The sequence below is a fragment of the Chryseobacterium sp. IT-36CA2 genome, from assembly GCF_949767875.1.
Classification (GTDB): Bacteria; Bacteroidota; Bacteroidia; order Flavobacteriales; family Weeksellaceae; genus Chryseobacterium.
The window spans coordinates 602298-620182 of record NZ_CATKPG010000011.1 but is presented as its reverse complement, the minus strand read 5'-3'; the positions used below and the strand labels follow the sequence as shown (position 1 = coordinate 620182).

The following is a 17885-nucleotide window of genomic DNA, read 5'->3' as shown; positions in this document are numbered from 1 at the left end:
CTATTTTACGTACATCGCTTTTTTGATTTCCTCTTTTACTTTTTCAAGCTTAGGGAACCATTCTGCAAACAATGCTGCAGAGTAAGGTGCAGGTGCATCAGGAGTAGTAATTCTCTTGATTGGAGCATCTAAATAATCAAATGCTTTTTGCTGTACCATATAAGTAATTTCAGAAGATATAGAAGCAAATGGCCAAGCTTCTTCTAAAATAACCAATCTATTTGTTTTCTTCACAGATTCTAAAATAGTATCAAAATCCAGAGGACGAACTGTTCTAAGATCGATAACTTCTACAGAGATTCCTTCTTTAGCCATATCTTCAGCAGCCTGTAAAGCCAGCTTCATGATTTTACCAAAAGAAACTAAAGTAACGTCTGTACCTTGTCTCTTAATATCTGCTTTTCCTATTGGTAAGTAGTATTCTTCTTCAGGAATTTCCATTTTATCTCCATACATCTGCTCAGATTCCATAAAAATAACCGGATCATTATCCTGAATTGCAGTTTTCAATAACCCTTTCGCATCGTAAGGATTTGAAGGAACCACTACTTTAAGACCGGGAATGTTTGCAAACCAGTTTTCAAAAGCCTGAGAATGGGTAGCTCCTAATTGACCTGCAGAAGCTGTAGGACCACGGAAAACGATTGGACAATTCCACTGTCCACCACTCATCTGACGGATTTTTGCCGCATTATTGATAATCTGATCAATTCCTACCAATGAGAAATTGAATGTCATATACTCTACAATTGGTCTGTTACCATTCATCGCAGCACCCACAGCAATTCCTGTAAAACCAAGTTCTGCAATTGGAGTATCGATTACTCTTTTAGGACCAAACTCATCCAGCATTCCTTTTGAAGCTTTATACGCACCATTGTATTCTGCAACTTCCTCCCCCATTAAAAAGATGGATTCGTCTTTACGCATTTCCTCGCTCATTGCCTGTGCAATTACCTCACGAAAAGTATATTCTGCCATATTTATTCGAAAAATTTAGACTACAAAAATAGTGTTTTTTTATTATACACATCATAAAAAGCCTCTTCATTTCCATGAGAAGTCATAATATTAACTGTATTTAAAATCAGATTTCCTGCTTTCTGCTTGCTTCCTGTGGCTTTTCCAGGTTCTGAAGAAGTTATAGAGAATTTTTATCCACAAAAAATGACATCCCGTTTCTGAGATGTCATCTAAAATTCTATTTAAACTTAAATTAATTAGCTTTCTCCCAAACCTGGGTTCTTCCTAATAAAGATAATCCTAAGTAACCTCTTACGTTCAGCTTATCACCGCTTCTTGTAATGGTACACTTGTATGTTTTTCCTGTTTTAGGGTCAGTAATGGTTCCTCCGGTGAACTCATCACCGTCTTTTTTCAATCCTCTGATGATTTCCAATCCTAAAATGGGTTTTCCTTTTCTGTCATCCTTACAAACTGTACAGTTCGGATCAGCAGGTTTGATCAATAACTGAGAAACTTTTCCATAGTATTTCCCGTCTGACTTTTTGTACACTTCAACAATAGATTTTGCCTGTTTTGTCTCATCATCTATCGTTTTCCACTTACCTTCTATCTGTGCGAATGTAAGCGCACCGCAAAAAGAAAGCGCGAACGTTAACAATAATTTTTTCATATTTCTTTTAGTTTTAATTTAATTACAATATTCTTATCTACGTATTGATAAAAATATAAATTAATTTTCAACGAACAAAAACTTTTGTTATACAAAGCATAAAGAGGTAAAGAAAGACAATAAAACCAATTCAAAGCTTACCTTTTCAACCTTAATAAAGCTTTCTGTTAATCACCCTATCCATATAATCCTGATACCATGCTTTCGCCGTTTTCTTTCCGGCTTCAACCTCAGGGGTTTTAACTTCATTCATGATGTTTTTTTCAAGGCTCAAATCTGATTTGTCATATACTCCAATGATTTCTTTGCCATCAAAGCGGTAAATATAGTTCCCGATCATGAACTGATCTGTACTTCCATCGGAATTGACTACAAGGAAAGGATATTTTTTATCACTTACCAAGCTTCTCCCCCAACTTCTTATTGGTTTGTTATACCCGATAAGATCTGCCAATGTAGGATAAATATCGGCCTGCTGTGCTATTTCCTGGCTAACTCCTTTTAGCTGATATGCAGGATTCGGAGAATAGAAAACTAGTGGAACAGCATAATGATTCATCGCTCTTTCATATTCAGGGTAATATACCTGATTGGTATGATCTCCCGTGAAAACAAAGATGGTGTTATTGTACCATGGCTGCTTTTTAGCAGTTTCAAAATATTTTTTAATCGCATAATCTGTATACTGTATCGGCTCATGCATCTGTATTTTTCCTTTTTTAAATTTCCCATTGTATTTTTCAGGGATTTTAAAAGGGTGATGTGAGGAAGCGGTAAATACAGTCGTCATAAAAGGCTGTTTCTTTCCTACATTTTTAGCAAAATACTGTAAGAAGGGTTCATCCCAGATAGCCCACATGCCATCAAAATCTTCATCGTGGTTATATTCTGTTTTTCCGAAATAATGTTTAAATCCTAAAATATTTCCAAATCCAAGGAATCCCATAGAACCGTTAGGCGCTCCATGATAAAAAGAAGTATCATAACCCAGATCATTACACACAGAAACTATGGACTGAATTTTTTGGTTGGAATACGGAGATCCTGTAAATGCATCAGTAAGACTCGGAATTCCCGCCAATACACTGCTCATCCCATGAATAGACTGCCTTCCATTCGCAAAAGTATTTGGAAAAATAAGACTTTGACCAGCCAGACTATCCATAAATGGCGTGTAAGAGACGTAATCTTTGATATTTTTATCTTTATTAAAAGCTCCGGAATATTCTCTCCCAAAAGATTCTACAATGAAAATAACAATATTGGGGCGGTTTTCCACCTTTCTATCGTATACTTTATAAGGATGTACATTGTCTTCAATATATTTTTCATCTACGAAATGAACTTCCTTAAAGTTATTAGTATTTAAAGTTCTGAAAAAGGAGAATGTACTGTTGAGCACTATATTTCCCTGAAGCGGATTGGCTACAAAACGGGTAGCATCTACCATATTAATAGGTCTTGTGCTGTGTTTGAAATCTCCTCTGATCCCTCCCACAACCAACACTGCTGTAATACATAGAGTAATAATGGAAGTCAGAAAATAAGGAATCAGCTTCGAAGGCTTCATATCCTCTACTTTTACTCTTTTGTAAAGGAAAACCCAAAGGATCATCAAAACTATATACCAGATCAGCACAAAAGGGTGTTCCCCAACGGAGATCATCAATGTTTTGGAAACATTAGATTCATGTTCTGCTACCTGAAATACCGCAGAAGTAAGCCTTGCCTGTGCAAATTTATAGTATATGAAATCTCCGAAATTCATCGCATAGGCAATCCCGTTGGTAATGAAATAAAGCCAGAAAAGAATTTGTTGAAAAACTTTCTTCGTATTGATTATCAAGGGTAATAAACTGAGGAGTATAAATAAGGCATTCACATACAAAATAGCTGTGGTATCGAAAGCTGTACCATGGAAAGCCAGCTTTATATATTCTGAAACAGAGTCAACTTTAATCAGATCTTTATTAAAATACCAGAATAAAAGTCTGGCAATCTGATAAAAAACATAGGCCAGAAAAATCCTGTAAACGAGTGCCAGAACTTCCTGTTTTCTAAATCCTTTTAAAAATTTCATGGGGCAAATTTACATCAAAATCACTTTAATGCATTTTTTAGTTCAGATTATTTTGAATTAGAATTTCTAAAAAATGTAATTTTGTGTCTATGAATTTTATAAAAAATAATCTGGCCAATGCCTTAACCCTGGCTAACTTATTTGCAGGCTGTATAGGTGCAATACATCTAATTTTAGGAGATTATCAGACTACAGCGATCTGCCTTATTCTCTCTTCTATTTTTGATTTTTTTGATGGCTTTGTAGCCAGAGCAGTAAAATCAAACTCCAATCTGGGGCTTCAGCTGGACTCTCTTGCGGATATGGTGAGCTTTGGGGTGATTCCGGGGCTTACGATGTATAAAGCACTGGAACCATTTGGCGCTGAGCTGCTTGGGATTCACTTTCCGTTTGAGATCAAATATCTGGGATTAATTGTTACTGTATTTTCCTGCCTAAGACTGGCTATCTTCAACCTTGATGAAGAACAACGCTATTATTTTAAAGGATTAAATACGCCTACAAATACCGTTTTACTGTTTGGACTTTATTACGCATTTAAAGAAACAGGAACTTTTGACTTTTTATTCAATAATGAGCTGCTATTAGTCCTATTGACACTTCTTACTTCATGGCTTCTGATCAGCCCGATTAAGATGATGGCTATGAAATTCAAATCCAAACAATTAAAAGATAACTATCCTAAAGTAGTATTACTGGTAGGAGGAATTGCCATTCTTGCGATATTCCAGATTGTAGGAATCCCAATGCTTGTTATTTATTATATATTGGTGTCTCTTATTTTTCAGGGACAGTTAAAATAACGTATTTAATATAAAACACACTTCAAATTATTAATCATCAACATGAATTTAAAACTCCATAAACCACTTTGTATTTTCGACCTGGAAACTACAGGAACTAATATCGGAAAAGACAGAATCGTTGAGATCTGTATCTTAAAAGTAAACCCGGACGCCTCAAGAGAAAGCAAAACATGGCGTGTAAACCCGGAAATGCTTATTCCTAAAGAAAGCAGTGAGATCCACGGGATCTATGATGAAGATGTAAAAGATGCTCCTACCTTCAGGGATATTGCTTCTAAAGTGATGGAGATGATTACCGGAAGTGATTTGGGAGGATTTAATTCTAACCGATTTGATGTTCCGCTTTTGGCAGAAGAACTTTTAAGAGTAGGTATGGATTTTGATCTGAGTAAATTCAGACTGGTAGATGCACAGACTATTTTCCATAAAAAGGAACCTAGAAATTTAGGGGCAGCTTATCAGTTTTACTGTGGAAAAACATTGGAAAATGCACACTCTGCAGAGGCTGATGTAATGGCGACTTTTGAAGTTCTGGATGCTCAGGTAGGAAAATACGATGATATCCCGAACGAAATAGCACCACTAAGTGAATTTACATTCCATAATAAGAATGCAGATCTTGCCGGATTTATCGGCTATAATGAAAAAATGGAAGAAGTTTTCAATTTTGGAAAATATAAAGGCCAGGGGGTGAAAGCAGTATTCCAAAAGGATTTAGGATATTTCGGATGGCTTCAGAATGCTGATTTTCCGTTGTATACCAAGAAAGTTTTTACAAAGATTCAACTATCAAGCAGATTTTAAAAATGTCAGAACTTGTTCGTTTTAAATTTTATGAAACAGCCCTCGAAGCAAACAGGGATAAGCAGATACTTGCTGAAAACGGCATCAACAGCTTCATTGCGAATGAACAGCTGATTCAATCGGATTGGCTTCTTTCACAGGCTGTAGGCGGTATACAACTTCAGGTCTTTGAAGATGATCAGGAAAAAGCTCAGCAGATTCTTCAGGACTACAAAGATAATGAGCAATATTCGCTGGAAGTAGAACACACTATTTCTGATCCTGAGTTTGATTTTGTATGTCCTAAATGCGGTTCCAATCATATTTACAGGGATGACAGTGCCACTAGCTTCTTTGGAATTTCTTTTCTGACGAGCCACAAATTCAAATGCTATTATTGTGGGAATGAATTTACCCATGACCAATAGAAATTAAACAACCAATCATCTAATAAAAGATGGCTTCGTTCTTTTCAATGATGAAGTCAAAAAAATAGAAAGAGTTATGAAAATCATCTGCATAGGAAGAAACTACAGTGAACACGCGAAAGAATTAGGAAATGAAATTCCTGAGAATCCTGTTATTTTTATGAAACCGGATACAGCGGTTCTGAAAGGAAGTGATTTTTATATTCCTGAATTCTCAAATGATATTCACTACGAGCTTGAAGTAGTATTAAAAATATCAAAGGGCGGAAAATATATCCAGAAAGAAACGGCTAATAAACATTACGAAGAAATAGGTCTGGGAATAGATTTCACAGCCAGAGATCTTCAGAGTGAGCTAAAAGCAAAGGGGCTTCCATGGGAGCTTGCCAAAGGTTTTGACGGTTCTGCTGTGGTAAGCAGTTTCTTCAAAAAAGAGGAATTCAGTCTTGATAACCTTCAGTTTTCATTGTTAAAAAACAAAGAGAAAGTACAGGATGGTAATACAACAGATATGATGTTCAATTTTGATGATATCATTGCTTTTGCTTCTCAGTATTTTACGTTAAGAGTGGGTGACCTTATCTTCACAGGAACGCCAAAAGGGGTTGGAAAAGTAGAAGAAAATGATATTCTGGAAGCTTATCTTGAAAAGGAAAAAATTCTTGACATTCGAGTAATGTAATCCGCTACAGAGATTTCATATCAGCTTATAGCATACAAAACTTAGGATTTTAAATTCTGTTAAAAAAATAATGAAGCCATATTTGCATATGGCTTCAGTCTTTCATTTGTAGTAGCTATTAAATTGTAAAAAAGAGAGAATGATTTTTGTAATGGGGACAAATGAAAGTAATATTAAAATCAATCATCAATAATCATCTTTGAAACCAGTTTCATAAAACCTTCGAATAAGCCAGAGGTATTATGAAAAATCTGTTATTTAAGTCTCTGTACAGAAATTGCTATTTTTCTTATGTCATCTGCTGCTGCTGCTGTGTTGTTATTATCTATTACAGGATAATAAGTTGCTCTGTACCAGTGATTATTTACCCAAAGGTTTACCGTTTCTATTTCTGTATGGGTAGTTGCAGGGCTGGTATAACTTGCAGGTGTACTGCTTGTAGTCATATTTGCTCCAAATCCGTTATAAATACCATCATCGAGATTAATGAAATCACCAGGACCTAATAAGATATTATTCGATCCATAATTCTGAACACTTGATGCGGCAGCAAAATTAACTTTAATATTACCTCCTGAAACGTTAACTATACGAGGAATCCCCGAAATAGATCCCGCAGCTGTAGAAGGATTAATAAAGTAGAAATCAAATTTCATCCCATCCACTACCGGTACGTTTGCAGCATAATTACTTAGATAATTAACTATAACAGAAGTCGTTGCATTTGTCCCTCCACTTCCTATATTGGCAGGGGCTTGTCCAGACCAGTAGATTTCCTCACCAAGAGAAATTGCGTTTCCGGCTCCTACTGCTGCACTACAGCTCTGCCCTCCAATATTGATAGGGAAAGTCGCCGTTGCCGGGCTGGATATCGTAGGGGTTCCTGAAACAGTATAATTCAGAGTTCCTGCTCCATTATTAAAATTACCTGATGACAATGTAGCTGTAAGCCCATTAACAGGTCCTATCGTCTGTGCACCAAAGGTACCTCCGTTTCCTCCGGTATAAGAAATACTCATTGTACCTGTATAAGGAACACCGGCAGTGTAAGAATTAGGAGAAAGTGAGGCTCCATCACAATCAATGGCACCTAGAGTTCCAGCTATAAGAAAAGAGTTATCAAGAGCTCTCCATTCTGTCCCGTTCCAGAAAACATATCCGTTATAATTAAGGGAAGGCTGAGTTCCAAGATTAAATACCAATAATCCTACCGCAGGATTAGGAATAGTCGTTACATCTGTAGCTGAAGATAAGGAAATTCGGGGTGCCAATATTCCTTTGTTTGTAGAAGTTACATCCAGAATAGCTGAAGCATTAGGACTTACAGTACCTATTCCAACACTCCCTGTGGAAGTTATAGTAAAGTCATTGGCTTGTTGAGTTATTGTAGGAACTCCACTTACTGCATTATCTTTTGCACCGTCTACATTAAAAATACCCTGAGGGTTTGTTGTATTAATTCCGACTTGTCCAAATACAGCTATTGAAAAAAAACTGAATGGTAAAAATAATTTCATTTTTTTCATCTTTTAATCTTTTAATTATAATCGCGAAGATTATTCTATAAATAATTTTTAAAGTGTTGATGCAATTTTAAACCAATCATATCTGGAAGACAAAATAAGAACCCTTACTTAGATATAACAATTCATTTTACGCTTAAAAATATTTCACAAAAACTTAAAAATCAATAAATTAAAAAATATAGTTTTTTTTCATAGAGCTACTCTAAACTTTCAAAATAAAGTTCAAAAAGGATAATATAATATTTATGTAATATCCTTTTTGAGATCATTATTTCTAAAATTATTTAAAAATGAATTTGTTTTTGTAAAAAATTAAATGAAATATAGTTTCATAAATGATCAAAAATATTATTGCCGAAATATTAAAAAAAATCACAAATACAGGAATATAATGTAATTTATAAACAACCGTGTGATTGTATAATTTGATGCTTAATCAGCTTATTTTCAAATTATGTTAATTAAGAAGTCTAAATAAGTTATCTTATCTTTTATTTATCAAATTGAAGATATCTGGGATGGATAAAAAACGGCAATCTTAGTATTGATGGTACTCCGAAATTAATATTATGACTTATTTAACATAGACTCTGGTAAATTTTTCCTATCTTTAGGTAACAAAATAGAGGTTATGATAAATATTGTATTACCCGTAGATTTTGGGGACAAGACAGACCAACTGGTAGATGGTGCCATAAAATTTGCAAAACAGCTTAACGGCAGAATTTACCTGATTCACGTAGCGCCATCAGATATCGGCTTTGCTATTGGTGATATGGGATTTCAATATTTTCCGGAAGTGGAAGCCAATGAAATAAGAGAAGAGCTGGTGCAGCTTAATAAAATTGAGCAAAGAATCATAGGACATGATATCGATTGTGAGCATCTTTTAAAACAAGGGCTTGCCAAAGATATTATTCTGGAACATGCAAAAGCGAAAAATGCAGATTATATTGTGATGGGATCACACGGCAGAAGCGGAATTTATGATGTATTTGTGGGAAGCTTAACAAAAGGAATCACAAAAAGTTCAAGCATTCCTGTACTGGTACTTCCAATTCACGACTAAGAAACAGAAAATTTTAATCGTTAGTAATAAAAAAACCGATCAAAGCATAATGTTTGATCGGTTTTTTACTATATAACCAATTAATTAACCTTCTTTTTTGTAGATATTCGGATCGTAGTAAGGATTCTTACCTTCCGTTGGAGAATAATAGTCTTTGTCTTTGTCACCACCTAGTGTAACTACTAGTACATAGCACCAATAAGTAAATAGTACACAGCAAACTGCAAATAAAATCCAGTTTAAAACATTACCGAAAGTATCAAAGAAACCGAAAGTCCATTTGAAAACTTTACTTAAGAATAGAAAGAAAGACGTCATTATTTTCCTTTTTTAAATTAACTTTGTACAAATTTATAAAAAATGTTTAAATTACTTTCAAAAGAAAGCAATATTTTTTCAATTCCTGTTTATATTGGTTTTCTTCTTTTAGTAGTCGTAATATTTAACATACTGAATTTCAATACTTACGAAGCTATAGTTGCCGGAATAACTTTTCTGGGAATTGCTTTGGGATATTTTTGTTTTCACAGTATTGCTCTTAATTATCAGACCCATCTGCCTTTATTTTTATATACTTTTTTCATTTTTGGGCTGTATCCCGGAAATCTGGATATAGGAATTGCTGTTTCGCTGCTTACCAATTCCTTTCTTATTCTACTTCTAACGAGTGCAGATGAAGATATCAGAAAAAAGTCGTATGTTCTTGTAGGAGCTATTGTGGCACTGAACTTTATTTTCCTTCCCACTACCTGGCCAATGGCTGTGTTTGTGATCATTCATGTGATTGCTACTTCTGCCAGAATTACTTTGAACCTTTTCAGGTTTCTACTGGGAATTGTTTTGATTACATTCAGCTATTTTTCAGTCATGTATTTCGTTCAGTTTACTTCCTGGAATATAGACTATTTTCCTTTTGGAAAAATGAAACCGGTAACGGATTATACGGAACTTCTACCACTGACCCCGGTGGTTCTGATGCTTATTTATGCAGTATATGACCATTTTAAAAACTATAATAAGAAAAGCCCGATAAGCAGATACAAATATACTTTTCTGTTGGTCTTTTCGGTAGCACAGCTTATTTCCATCATCTTGTATATGAATAAAAGCTATGAATATCTGCTGCTTCTGGCATTTCCTTCAAGTATTATTCTGAGTAGAATGATGAGATTTTTACCCAAATACTGGATGCGTGAAGCCGGTTTATGGCTTATTATTACTAGTTTACTGGCCTTCAAAGCAGGTACAGTTTTTGATTTATTTTAAAAAATTATGATTCAGATAGACGATAAATTGATTTCTGAGGAAATTTTTTCCGAAGAATTTGTTTGCAACCTTACGAAATGTAAAGGTGCATGTTGTGTGGAGGGAGATGTAGGGGCTCCGTTGGATAAAAACGAGCTTGAGATATTGGACAGTATTTTTGATCAAATAAAACCTTACCTTACTCAGGAAGGAATCAAAGCCCTTGAAGAACAAGGAACATGGACTACTGATCCGCACGACGGAATGTATGTTACTCCTATGGTGGAGGATCGCGAATGTGCTTATGTAACATTCGATGAAAAAGGAATTACCAAATGTGGTATTGAAAAAGCATACGAGGATGGTGCCGTGGACTGGCAAAAACCTATCTCCTGCCACCTTTATCCGATCCGTATTACGGAATACTCTGCTTTTACCGCATTAAATTATCACGAATGGAATGTATGCAGCGATGCCTGTACGCTTGGAAAAGAACTTCAGGTTCCTGTTTATAAGTTTTTAAAAACTCCATTAACGAGAAAGTACGGTGAAGAATTTTATACTGTTTTAAGCGAAGCTGCTGAAGAATGGAAAAAAGAATATGGTTCTTAACCGGTCAGGATTTGAATTCAATAACAAAAAACCGCAGATTTCTCTGCGGTTTTTTATTTAAAATAAAAAAGTTAGGGGGCTGCTGCACCTGCTTTTTTAGTTTCATCTTTTTTAGCCTTTTCCCAACCTTCTTCCGGCATCAGAGTCGCTACATTCTTTTCTTTTGTAAGGTATTTTTTAGCAACATCCTGAAGATCTTTTACGGTAAGCGCTTTTACTTTAGCCGGATAATTCAGGATATCATATTTATCACTGCCGTCTAATTGGTTTTGGGCGATCCCCTGTAACCAGAATCCATTGTTTTTAAGGCTTGTGTTATATTCGTTGTATTCACCTTCTTTATATTTATCAAGGTCTTTTTGCTCAGGACCTTTATCTATTAATTTTTGTAATTCCGCCACTGCACTTTTTGTCAGCTTATCTGCATTTTCAGGACCACAAGGAAAATTAATGGTAAAATCATAGGCACTATATGGAATTTTCATGAAGCTTCCACTTGCCCCGCCTCCATAAATACCACTTTCTTCTTCTCTTAGCTTTTCAAGAATTTTAATAGTAGCTACTTCTCCAAGCGCCGAAAGAGCTATAGCTTCCTTCTCATTATAAGGGGCTTCTCCGCTGTAGGAAATTGTAACGAGACTCTTCGGCTCTTTTCCTTTTTTATAAACTTTGGTATATCCTCCTTGCAAAGGTCTGTAACCCGTATCTTTAAATGTAGATGATTTTCCTGTTGCAGGAAGTGATGCAATATACTGCAGTGTCTCATTTTTAAGCTCTGCTTCGTCTATGTTTCCTACAAAATAGAAATGGAAATTACCTGCATTGGCAAATTTCTGTTTGTAAATATCATAGGCCATTTTATAATCTGTACTCGCCCAATCTTTTTCTGTAGGTTCAAGGCTGGTAAATCTTGGGTTTTTCTGATTGATAAATTTTGAATATTCATTAGAAAAATAGTATTGCGGATCTGAGTCTGCATTAGCCAGCATTGCCGATTTCTTTGTTTTATATGCATTAAACGCATCAGGGTTATAATTTAAGTCTGTGAAGCAAGCATAAATCAATTCCATAGCTGTTTTCAGATCTTTTTTCGAACTCGTTCCCGAAACCCCTTCTGTAGGTCCACCAATATAAGGGCTTACACTCACTTGTTTTCCTGCTAGATAATGGATGAGATCTGTTTTGGAAAGTCCGGCTAATCCGGCTTCCAGCAAAGCATCGAAGGCAAATTTTGTTTTATTGTAATCAGCATCCGGAATGACAGATACTCCTCCAAGGCTTATTGCAGAAAAGACAATTTCATCATCTTTATAATCTGTTTTTTTGAAAGTTACTTTTGCCCCATTGCTCAAAGTCCATGTGGTTGTTCCTAACTTAGCATCCGTTTCTGTTTTAGTAATTTTCCCTTCAGATTTGAAAGGTTTTATTAAATTTTCAGCTTTAGTTTTTTCTTCGTAGGGTTTAAGATCAGCCATTTTCACTGCATCAAATGTGTTCAGAACCATAGCTTCTGTTGGCATTTTAATATTATCTTTTTTCGGTCCTGTCATGATGATCACCCTGCTGTCATCTTTTACCAGCTTTTTGATAATTTCATTTGTTTGCGTTAGTTCTACAGTTGGAAGGACTTTTTTAATATGTTCATATCCCCAGGTTATCCCTGGCATTGGATCCTGTCTCAGAAAATTACCTACATATCCATCAATCAGTTCGCTGCTTTCGTACTTATCTTTGTTGTTGTAGGCCCATTCGTAAGAAGAAAGCATCTGGTCTTTTGCTCTATTCAATTCAGATTGTGTAAATCCGAATCTTTTGGCTCTTTCCACTTCTTCCAGTAAAACTTTCAGTGCATTCAGCTGATCACCGTCTTTTGTAGTGGCTGATCCCTGGAATGCTTCCTTACTTCTTGCATACGTTCCTCCGTGGTATACCGAACCATAAGTAAAAGGTGGGTTTGTGGAGTTAACCAACTCTGCCAATCTGCTGTTCAACATCATATTCACAAGGCCTTCTATAAGTGTTTGATCATACTGCTGAACAGTTACATCGGGCTGATAAGCTTTAGAATCCTTGATGATAAACTGTACTCCGGAACCTGTAGCATCAGGATCTGTCTCAATAGCTACCAGTGCTTCTTTATGATTCGGAAGGTCAAAAGACTTTCTTTCTTTAGGTTTGGACGGATTTTTATATTTACTGAAATTATCCTTAATTTTTTTCTCGATTTCATCTACATTGATATCTCCTACTACGACAATCGCCATCAGATCCGGTCTGTACCAATCCTGATGGAATTTTCTGATCACATCGGGTTTGAAGTTTTCAATTACTCCTTTTTTCCCGATCGGAAGTCTTTCGGCATATTGAGATTTGTATAAAAGTTTTGGAAGATATTTATCCATCATTCTTTTATCCGGTCCAAGACCTAATCTCAGTTCTTCCAATACCACTCCTCTCTCTTTATTGATCTGTTTGTCTGAAAGTGTTGCATTAAATGCCCAGTCTTCCATTACTTTCAGTCCGGCATCCAAATTTCCAGGTTTATCCAATGGGACAGGAAGCATGTAAACCGTTTCGTCAAAGCCAGTGGAAGCGTTAAGGTGCTGACCGAATTTCACTCCGATAGACTGTAGAAAATCTACTAATTTATTATCCGGAAAATTTTTGGTTCCGTTGAAATTCATGTGCTCCATAAAGTGAGCCAGTCCTCTCTGATTTTCGTCTTCAAGAATAGATCCGGCATTGATCGCCAGACGGAATTCTACTTTTTTCTCAGGTAGAGCATTTTTTTTGATGTAGTACTTCATTCCATTGGAAAGGGTACCGATTTTTACAGAAGGATCCACAGGGATGTTCTGTCCATAGACATTTACTGACATCAGAAAGATGACTGAAAACGAAGATAATATTTTTTTCATCTGCATTATTTTTTGACACTCAAAAATATCATTTCTCCTTACAATTAGCCTTTTGCAACAGGGTTAAATTCAAGTTAAAAAATTTAAATATTACAAAATGAAAACAAATTATTGTTTTTATTTTGATAAAAGTAATTTTTAATTTAAAATATTCGCAAATAATATTAAATAGACTAATTAAAAATAAGTTTATTTTCATCATAACCTAAAATTTACCATTGATATACCATTATATTATCCTTATTCAACAAAAAAAACCGCTGTAAAATACAACGGTTTTGTTATTTTAAGAAAAAAATTTAATTAGAAGCACCTGCTTTTACAGCTGTGACTTCTGCTTTTTTAGGTTCTTCTTTTTTAGCCTTTTCCCATCCGTCTTCCGGCATCAGAGTGGCTACAATTCTTCCTTTTGTAAGGTATTTTTTAGCAACATCCTGAAGATCTTTTACGGTAAGTGCTTTTACTTTATCCTGGTAATTCAGGATATCATATTTATCACTTCCATCTAATTGGTTTTTAGCAATGGCATTCATCCAGAACATATTGTCTTTAAGTTCTGTTTTATTGTCATTGTATTCTCCTTCTTTGTACTTATCCAGATCTTTCTGCTCAGGACCATTGTCAATCAGCTTCTGAAGCTCAGCAATGGCGCTCTTAGTCAATTTATCTGCATTTTCAGGACCACAAGGAAAGTTGATCCCAAAACTGTAAGTACCGTAAGGGATTCTGTTCATACCTCCTCTTGCTCCTCCACCATAGATACCGCTTTCATCTTCTCTTAATTTTTCGATCACCTTGATGGTAGCCACTTCTCCAAGAGCAGATAATGCTAAGGCTTCTTTCTCGTTGTAAGGCGCTTCTCCACTGTATGAGATAGATACCATACTCTTCGGATCTTTTCCTTTTTTGTACACTTTTGTATAATCACCGGTAATCGTTCTGTATCCTGTATCTTTAAACATGGTAGTTTTTCCTGATGATGGCAGACTGGCAATATACTGCAGTACTTCATCTTTAAACTTCGCCTCATCAATATTTCCTACGAAATAGAACTGGAAGTTTCCGGCATTCGCAAATTTCTCTTTGTAGATGTCGTATGCTTTTTTATAGTCTGTATTGGCCCAGTCTTTTTCCAGTGGAAACAACCCAATGAATCTCGGATTCTTCTGATTCGTGAATTTTGCGTGTTCGTTAGAAAAATAAGCCTGAGGGTTTGACAACAGGTTACTCAGCATTGCTGACTGCTTTTCTTTGTAAGCATTAAAGGAAGCAGGGTTGTAATTTAAACTTGTAAAATAAGCATACATCAATTCCATAGCTGTTCCTAAATCCTTTTGGGTAGTTCTTCCGGAAATACCTTCAAAAAGTGAAGTCACCATAGGATTTACCCCCACTTGTTTACCGGCAAGATAATTGGTAAGATCTGCTTTAGAGAATCCGCCTACGCCAGCTTCTGTGAGCGCAGAGAAAGCAAATTGTGTTTTATTGTAATCAGCATCCGGAATAAGGGAGCTTCCTCCTAAACTTCTTGCTGTAAATACGATTTCATCATCTTTGAAATCAGTTTTCTTGAAAGTTACTTTAGCTCCGTTGCTCAAAGTCCAGGTTGTTGTTCCTAACTTAGCATCTGTTTCTGTTTTAGCAATTTTCCCTTCTGATTTAAATGGTTTTACCAGGTTTTTGATGGCAGCCTTTTCTTCATAAGGTTTAAGATCTGTCATTTTTACGGCATCAAATGTATTCAGCACCATTGCTTCTGTAGGCATGGTTACATTATCTTTTTTAGGACCTGTAATTACGATCACTCTGCTGTCATCTTTCACCATTTTCTTGATGATATCATTGGTTTGTGCAAGAGTAACGGATGGTAAGAAAGATTTGGTATCTTCATATTCCCAAGCAATTCCGGGAATTGGTTCCTGCTCCAGGAAGTTTCTTACATACTCCCCTATCAGCCTGTCACTTTCTGTCTTATCTCTGTTGTTATAAGATCTTTCAAGATCGGAAAGTACCTGAGATTTTGCTCTGTCCAATTCAGACTGTGTAAATCCGAATCTTTTTGCTCTTTCTACTTCTTCCAGTAAAACTTTTAATGCATTCAGCTGGTTTCCTTCTTTTACCATAGCAAATCCCTGGAAAGCTTCTTTACTTCTTGCATAAGTTCCTCCGTGGTATACTGATCCAAACGTAAAAGGAGGGTTTGTAGAGTTGATCAGTTCTCTCAACCTGTTATTCAACATCGTGGTTGAAAGATTTTCTATAAGACTCTGATTATATTGCTGAACAGTTACATCCGGCGTATAAGCATCAGCATCTTTCATGATAAACTGTACCATAGAATTGGTTGCATCAGGATCTGTTTCAATCGCTACCAAAGTTTCTTTATGATTCGGAAGATCAAAAGATTTTCTTTCCCTAGGTTTTGAAGGGTTTTTATATTTGCTGAAGTTATCCTTGATCTTTTTCTCAATTTCATCTACATTGATATCTCCTACCACGATAATCGCCATCAAATCTGGTCTGTACCATTCCTGATGGAATTTTCTGATCACATCAGGTTTAAAGTTTTCCAATACTTCTTTTTTACCGATCGGAAGTCTGTCTGCATATTGAGATTTGTATAAAAGTTTTGGAAGGTATTTATCCATCATTCTCTTATCCGGTCCAAGACCTAATCTCAGTTCTTCCAGTACAACTCCTCTTTCTTTATTGATCTGATTGTCTGAAAGGGTTGCATTAAATGCCCAGTCTTCCATTACTTTCAGTCCGGCATCCAGATTTCCAGGTTTATCCAAAGGAACAGGAAGCATGTAAACTGTTTCATCAAAACTGGTGTAAGCATTAAGGTGCTGACCGAATTTCACTCCGATAGATTGTAGAAAGTCTACTAATTTATTATCCGGAAAATTTTTGGTTCCGTTGAAGTTCATGTGCTCCATAAAGTGAGCTAATCCTCTTTGATTTTCGTCTTCAAGAATAGATCCGGCATTGATCGCCAGACGGAAATCTACTTTTTTCTCGGGTAAAGTGTTTTTTTTGATATAGTACTTCATTCCGTTGGAAAGGGTACCCATTCTTACGGACGGATCCACAGGGATATTCTGTCCAAAGGCATTCGCAGACATCAGGAAAATGACTGCAAATGAAGATAATACTTTTTTCATGATATTTGATTTTATTTGCATGCTAAAAGTATCAATTCTTCACAAGCTGAAGAAATACTAAGTCAAAAATTTATAGTTAAATTTGAGTTAAAAGTATTAAAACACCAAAAAAACCGGGAATTTCCCGGTTTTTATCTCTTAAAAAGTGACTTTTTATTTAAAATCAGCATCCGTAACTCCGGAATTGATTACCACTTTTGTAGTTTTGATTGTCATTTTCTGACCTCCACCTTCAGCTTCTACTTCAGCAGGAAACTGTAATCCGTCTACCGCCATATAGCTTTTGATTGTTGCGTTTCCTTCTCCTGCATTTGTTTTATACAAAAGTCCGGTTCCAGCATCAAAATAAAATTTTCCTTTGTCTGAAGACAATACATTATAATCTTTCCCGTCCAATTTTTCCGTAGATACTGTCTGGAAATTAGAAGCATCAAAGGCTAAAGCATCAATTGGTTTTCCTTTTTTCAGCTCAGCAATTTTGTCTGCAGGAATGTCTGTTTTAGTTCCCACCTGATCAAAATATCCTTTCTCTCCGTCAAAAAGCTGAATCATTTCTTTTCCCATCAGCGATTGTACGGATTTGAATTTATTTCCTAATTTCTTAGTTGTCATTTGAATTTCCATTCCCTGCACAGAAACCGTGTTATCAGTAATGGTAGATTTTACAGCCTCCAATTTATCTTTTCCACCTAAAGCTTTGAAATAATTATCCAGAACTTCTTTAGAGGTCAGTTTTGATTTTACAGCTTCTGTTTTAGCAGATGCAGCCCCTTTCTTCTGAGCTGCTGCAGGTACTGAAAAAAGCACAGCACAGAAAAATGGAATGATGATCTTTTTCATATTTATAATAAAGTTTATTGGGTAAATATAGGGATATTGATGAATATTATCACTCTAAAAAAAACATAAATAACAGATCATAAATGTTAATTTAAT

General features: G+C 35.6%; 15 protein-coding genes. 7 read left to right on the top strand and 8 right to left on the bottom strand.

The window, feature by feature from the left end; translation table 11 throughout:
* The 3 genes from ACM6F9_RS03615 to ACM6F9_RS03605 all read right to left on the bottom strand — a co-directional run bounded on the left by ACM6F9_RS03615 (position 1) and on the right by ACM6F9_RS03605 (position 3716).
* Positions 1–981, bottom strand: coding sequence for a pyruvate dehydrogenase complex E1 component subunit beta (locus ACM6F9_RS03615; RefSeq protein WP_414844445.1), 981 nt, complete (start codon positions 979–981; stop codon positions 1–3).
* 235 nt (positions 982–1216) lie between these two features.
* A complete protein-coding gene (locus ACM6F9_RS03610; protein WP_414844444.1) occupies positions 1217–1636 on the bottom strand; it encodes a DUF2147 domain-containing protein in 420 nt (139 codons plus the stop codon).
* A gap of 151 nt (positions 1637–1787) precedes the next feature.
* Entirely contained in the window at positions 1788–3716 is a 1929-nt protein-coding gene (locus ACM6F9_RS03605) for an LTA synthase family protein (RefSeq protein WP_414844443.1), read from the bottom strand.
* Positions 3717–3805: 89 nt separating this feature from the next.
* Between ACM6F9_RS03605 and ACM6F9_RS03600 the strand changes: the two genes are divergently transcribed.
* The 4 genes from ACM6F9_RS03600 to ACM6F9_RS03585 all read left to right on the top strand — a co-directional run bounded on the left by ACM6F9_RS03600 (position 3806) and on the right by ACM6F9_RS03585 (position 6415).
* On the top strand, positions 3806–4519 hold the full coding sequence (locus ACM6F9_RS03600) for a CDP-alcohol phosphatidyltransferase family protein (RefSeq protein WP_414844442.1): 714 nt from the start codon (positions 3806–3808) through the stop codon (positions 4517–4519).
* Between the two features lie 42 nt (positions 4520–4561).
* Positions 4562–5326, top strand: coding sequence for a 3'-5' exonuclease (locus ACM6F9_RS03595; protein ID WP_413929062.1), 765 nt, complete (start codon positions 4562–4564; stop codon positions 5324–5326).
* A 2-nt stretch (positions 5327–5328) separates the two neighbouring features.
* Positions 5329–5733 (top strand): DUF2007 domain-containing protein, encoded by a 405-nt coding sequence (locus ACM6F9_RS03590; protein WP_129042096.1) that lies wholly within the window; start codon positions 5329–5331, stop codon positions 5731–5733.
* A 76-nt stretch (positions 5734–5809) separates the two neighbouring features.
* Entirely contained in the window at positions 5810–6415 is a 606-nt protein-coding gene (locus tag ACM6F9_RS03585; RefSeq protein ID WP_414844441.1) for a fumarylacetoacetate hydrolase family protein, read from the top strand.
* A 254-nt stretch (positions 6416–6669) separates the two neighbouring features.
* On the opposite strand, the gene ACM6F9_RS03580 is transcribed toward ACM6F9_RS03585, so the two are convergent.
* Complete coding sequence (locus tag ACM6F9_RS03580; RefSeq protein ID WP_414844440.1) at positions 6670–7932, bottom strand: hypothetical protein; 1263 nt, start codon at positions 7930–7932, stop codon at positions 6670–6672.
* A 640-nt stretch (positions 7933–8572) separates the two neighbouring features.
* Between ACM6F9_RS03580 and ACM6F9_RS03575 the strand changes: the two genes are divergently transcribed.
* Positions 8573–9010 carry a universal stress protein gene (locus tag ACM6F9_RS03575; protein ID WP_034696860.1) on the top strand — a complete coding sequence of 146 codons (438 nt, stop codon included), beginning with the start codon at positions 8573–8575 and terminating at the stop codon, positions 9008–9010.
* Between the two features lie 84 nt (positions 9011–9094).
* On the opposite strand, the gene ACM6F9_RS03570 is transcribed toward ACM6F9_RS03575, so the two are convergent.
* Positions 9095–9328: a DUF6341 family protein gene (locus tag ACM6F9_RS03570; protein WP_047386641.1), complete on the bottom strand. Its 234-nt coding sequence runs from the start codon at positions 9326–9328 to the stop codon at positions 9095–9097.
* A 42-nt stretch (positions 9329–9370) separates the two neighbouring features.
* Here ACM6F9_RS03570 and ACM6F9_RS03565 point away from each other — a divergent pair, with 42 nt between their 5' ends.
* Entirely contained in the window at positions 9371–10276 is a 906-nt protein-coding gene (locus tag ACM6F9_RS03565; protein ID WP_414844439.1) for a DUF6427 family protein, read from the top strand.
* Positions 10277–10282: 6 nt separating this feature from the next.
* On the top strand, positions 10283–10867 hold the full coding sequence (locus ACM6F9_RS03560) for a DUF3109 family protein (protein ID WP_129042100.1): 585 nt from the start codon (positions 10283–10285) through the stop codon (positions 10865–10867).
* A gap of 71 nt (positions 10868–10938) precedes the next feature.
* On the opposite strand, the gene ACM6F9_RS03555 is transcribed toward ACM6F9_RS03560, so the two are convergent.
* The 3 genes from ACM6F9_RS03555 to ACM6F9_RS03545 form a co-directional block, all read right to left on the bottom strand.
* Positions 10939–13785 carry a M16 family metallopeptidase gene (locus ACM6F9_RS03555; protein ID WP_414844438.1) on the bottom strand — a complete coding sequence of 949 codons (2847 nt, stop codon included), beginning with the start codon at positions 13783–13785 and terminating at the stop codon, positions 10939–10941.
* A gap of 299 nt (positions 13786–14084) precedes the next feature.
* Positions 14085–16949, bottom strand: a complete 2865-nt coding sequence (locus ACM6F9_RS03550) for a M16 family metallopeptidase (RefSeq protein WP_414844437.1) — start codon at positions 16947–16949, stop codon at positions 14085–14087.
* Positions 16950–17102: 153 nt separating this feature from the next.
* Complete coding sequence (locus tag ACM6F9_RS03545; RefSeq protein ID WP_414844436.1) at positions 17103–17789, bottom strand: hypothetical protein; 687 nt, start codon at positions 17787–17789, stop codon at positions 17103–17105.
* Between the last annotated feature and the right edge of the window lie 96 nt (positions 17790–17885).

Bases quoted from the DNA above. Each gene is read 5' to 3' on its own strand.
- ACM6F9_RS03615 (WP_414844445.1), bottom strand. From the start codon at position 981: ATGGCAGAATATACTTTTCGTGAGGTAATTGCACAGGCAATGAGCGAG.
- ACM6F9_RS03560 (WP_129042100.1), top strand. From the start codon at position 10,283: ATGATTCAGATAGACGATAAATTGATTTCTGAGGAAATTTTTTCCGAA.
- ACM6F9_RS03605 (WP_414844443.1), bottom strand. From the start codon at position 3,716: ATGAAATTTTTAAAAGGATTTAGAAAACAGGAAGTTCTGGCACTCGTT.
- ACM6F9_RS03570 (WP_047386641.1), bottom strand. From the start codon at position 9,328: ATGACGTCTTTCTTTCTATTCTTAAGTAAAGTTTTCAAATGGACTTTC.
- ACM6F9_RS03585 (WP_414844441.1), top strand. From the start codon at position 5,810: ATGAAAATCATCTGCATAGGAAGAAACTACAGTGAACACGCGAAAGAA.
- ACM6F9_RS03600 (WP_414844442.1), top strand. From the start codon at position 3,806: ATGAATTTTATAAAAAATAATCTGGCCAATGCCTTAACCCTGGCTAAC.
- ACM6F9_RS03565 (WP_414844439.1), top strand. From the start codon at position 9,371: ATGTTTAAATTACTTTCAAAAGAAAGCAATATTTTTTCAATTCCTGTT.
- ACM6F9_RS03580 (WP_414844440.1), bottom strand. From the start codon at position 7,932: ATGAAATTATTTTTACCATTCAGTTTTTTTTCAATAGCTGTATTTGGA.
- ACM6F9_RS03545 (WP_414844436.1), bottom strand. From the start codon at position 17,789: ATGAAAAAGATCATCATTCCATTTTTCTGTGCTGTGCTTTTTTCAGTA.
- ACM6F9_RS03610 (WP_414844444.1), bottom strand. From the start codon at position 1,636: ATGAAAAAATTATTGTTAACGTTCGCGCTTTCTTTTTGCGGTGCGCTT.
- ACM6F9_RS03550 (WP_414844437.1), bottom strand. From the start codon at position 16,949: ATGAAAAAAGTATTATCTTCATTTGCAGTCATTTTCCTGATGTCTGCG.
- ACM6F9_RS03590 (WP_129042096.1), top strand. From the start codon at position 5,329: ATGTCAGAACTTGTTCGTTTTAAATTTTATGAAACAGCCCTCGAAGCA.
- ACM6F9_RS03555 (WP_414844438.1), bottom strand. From the start codon at position 13,785: ATGAAAAAAATATTATCTTCGTTTTCAGTCATCTTTCTGATGTCAGTA.
- ACM6F9_RS03575 (WP_034696860.1), top strand. From the start codon at position 8,573: ATGATAAATATTGTATTACCCGTAGATTTTGGGGACAAGACAGACCAA.
- ACM6F9_RS03595 (WP_413929062.1), top strand. From the start codon at position 4,562: ATGAATTTAAAACTCCATAAACCACTTTGTATTTTCGACCTGGAAACT.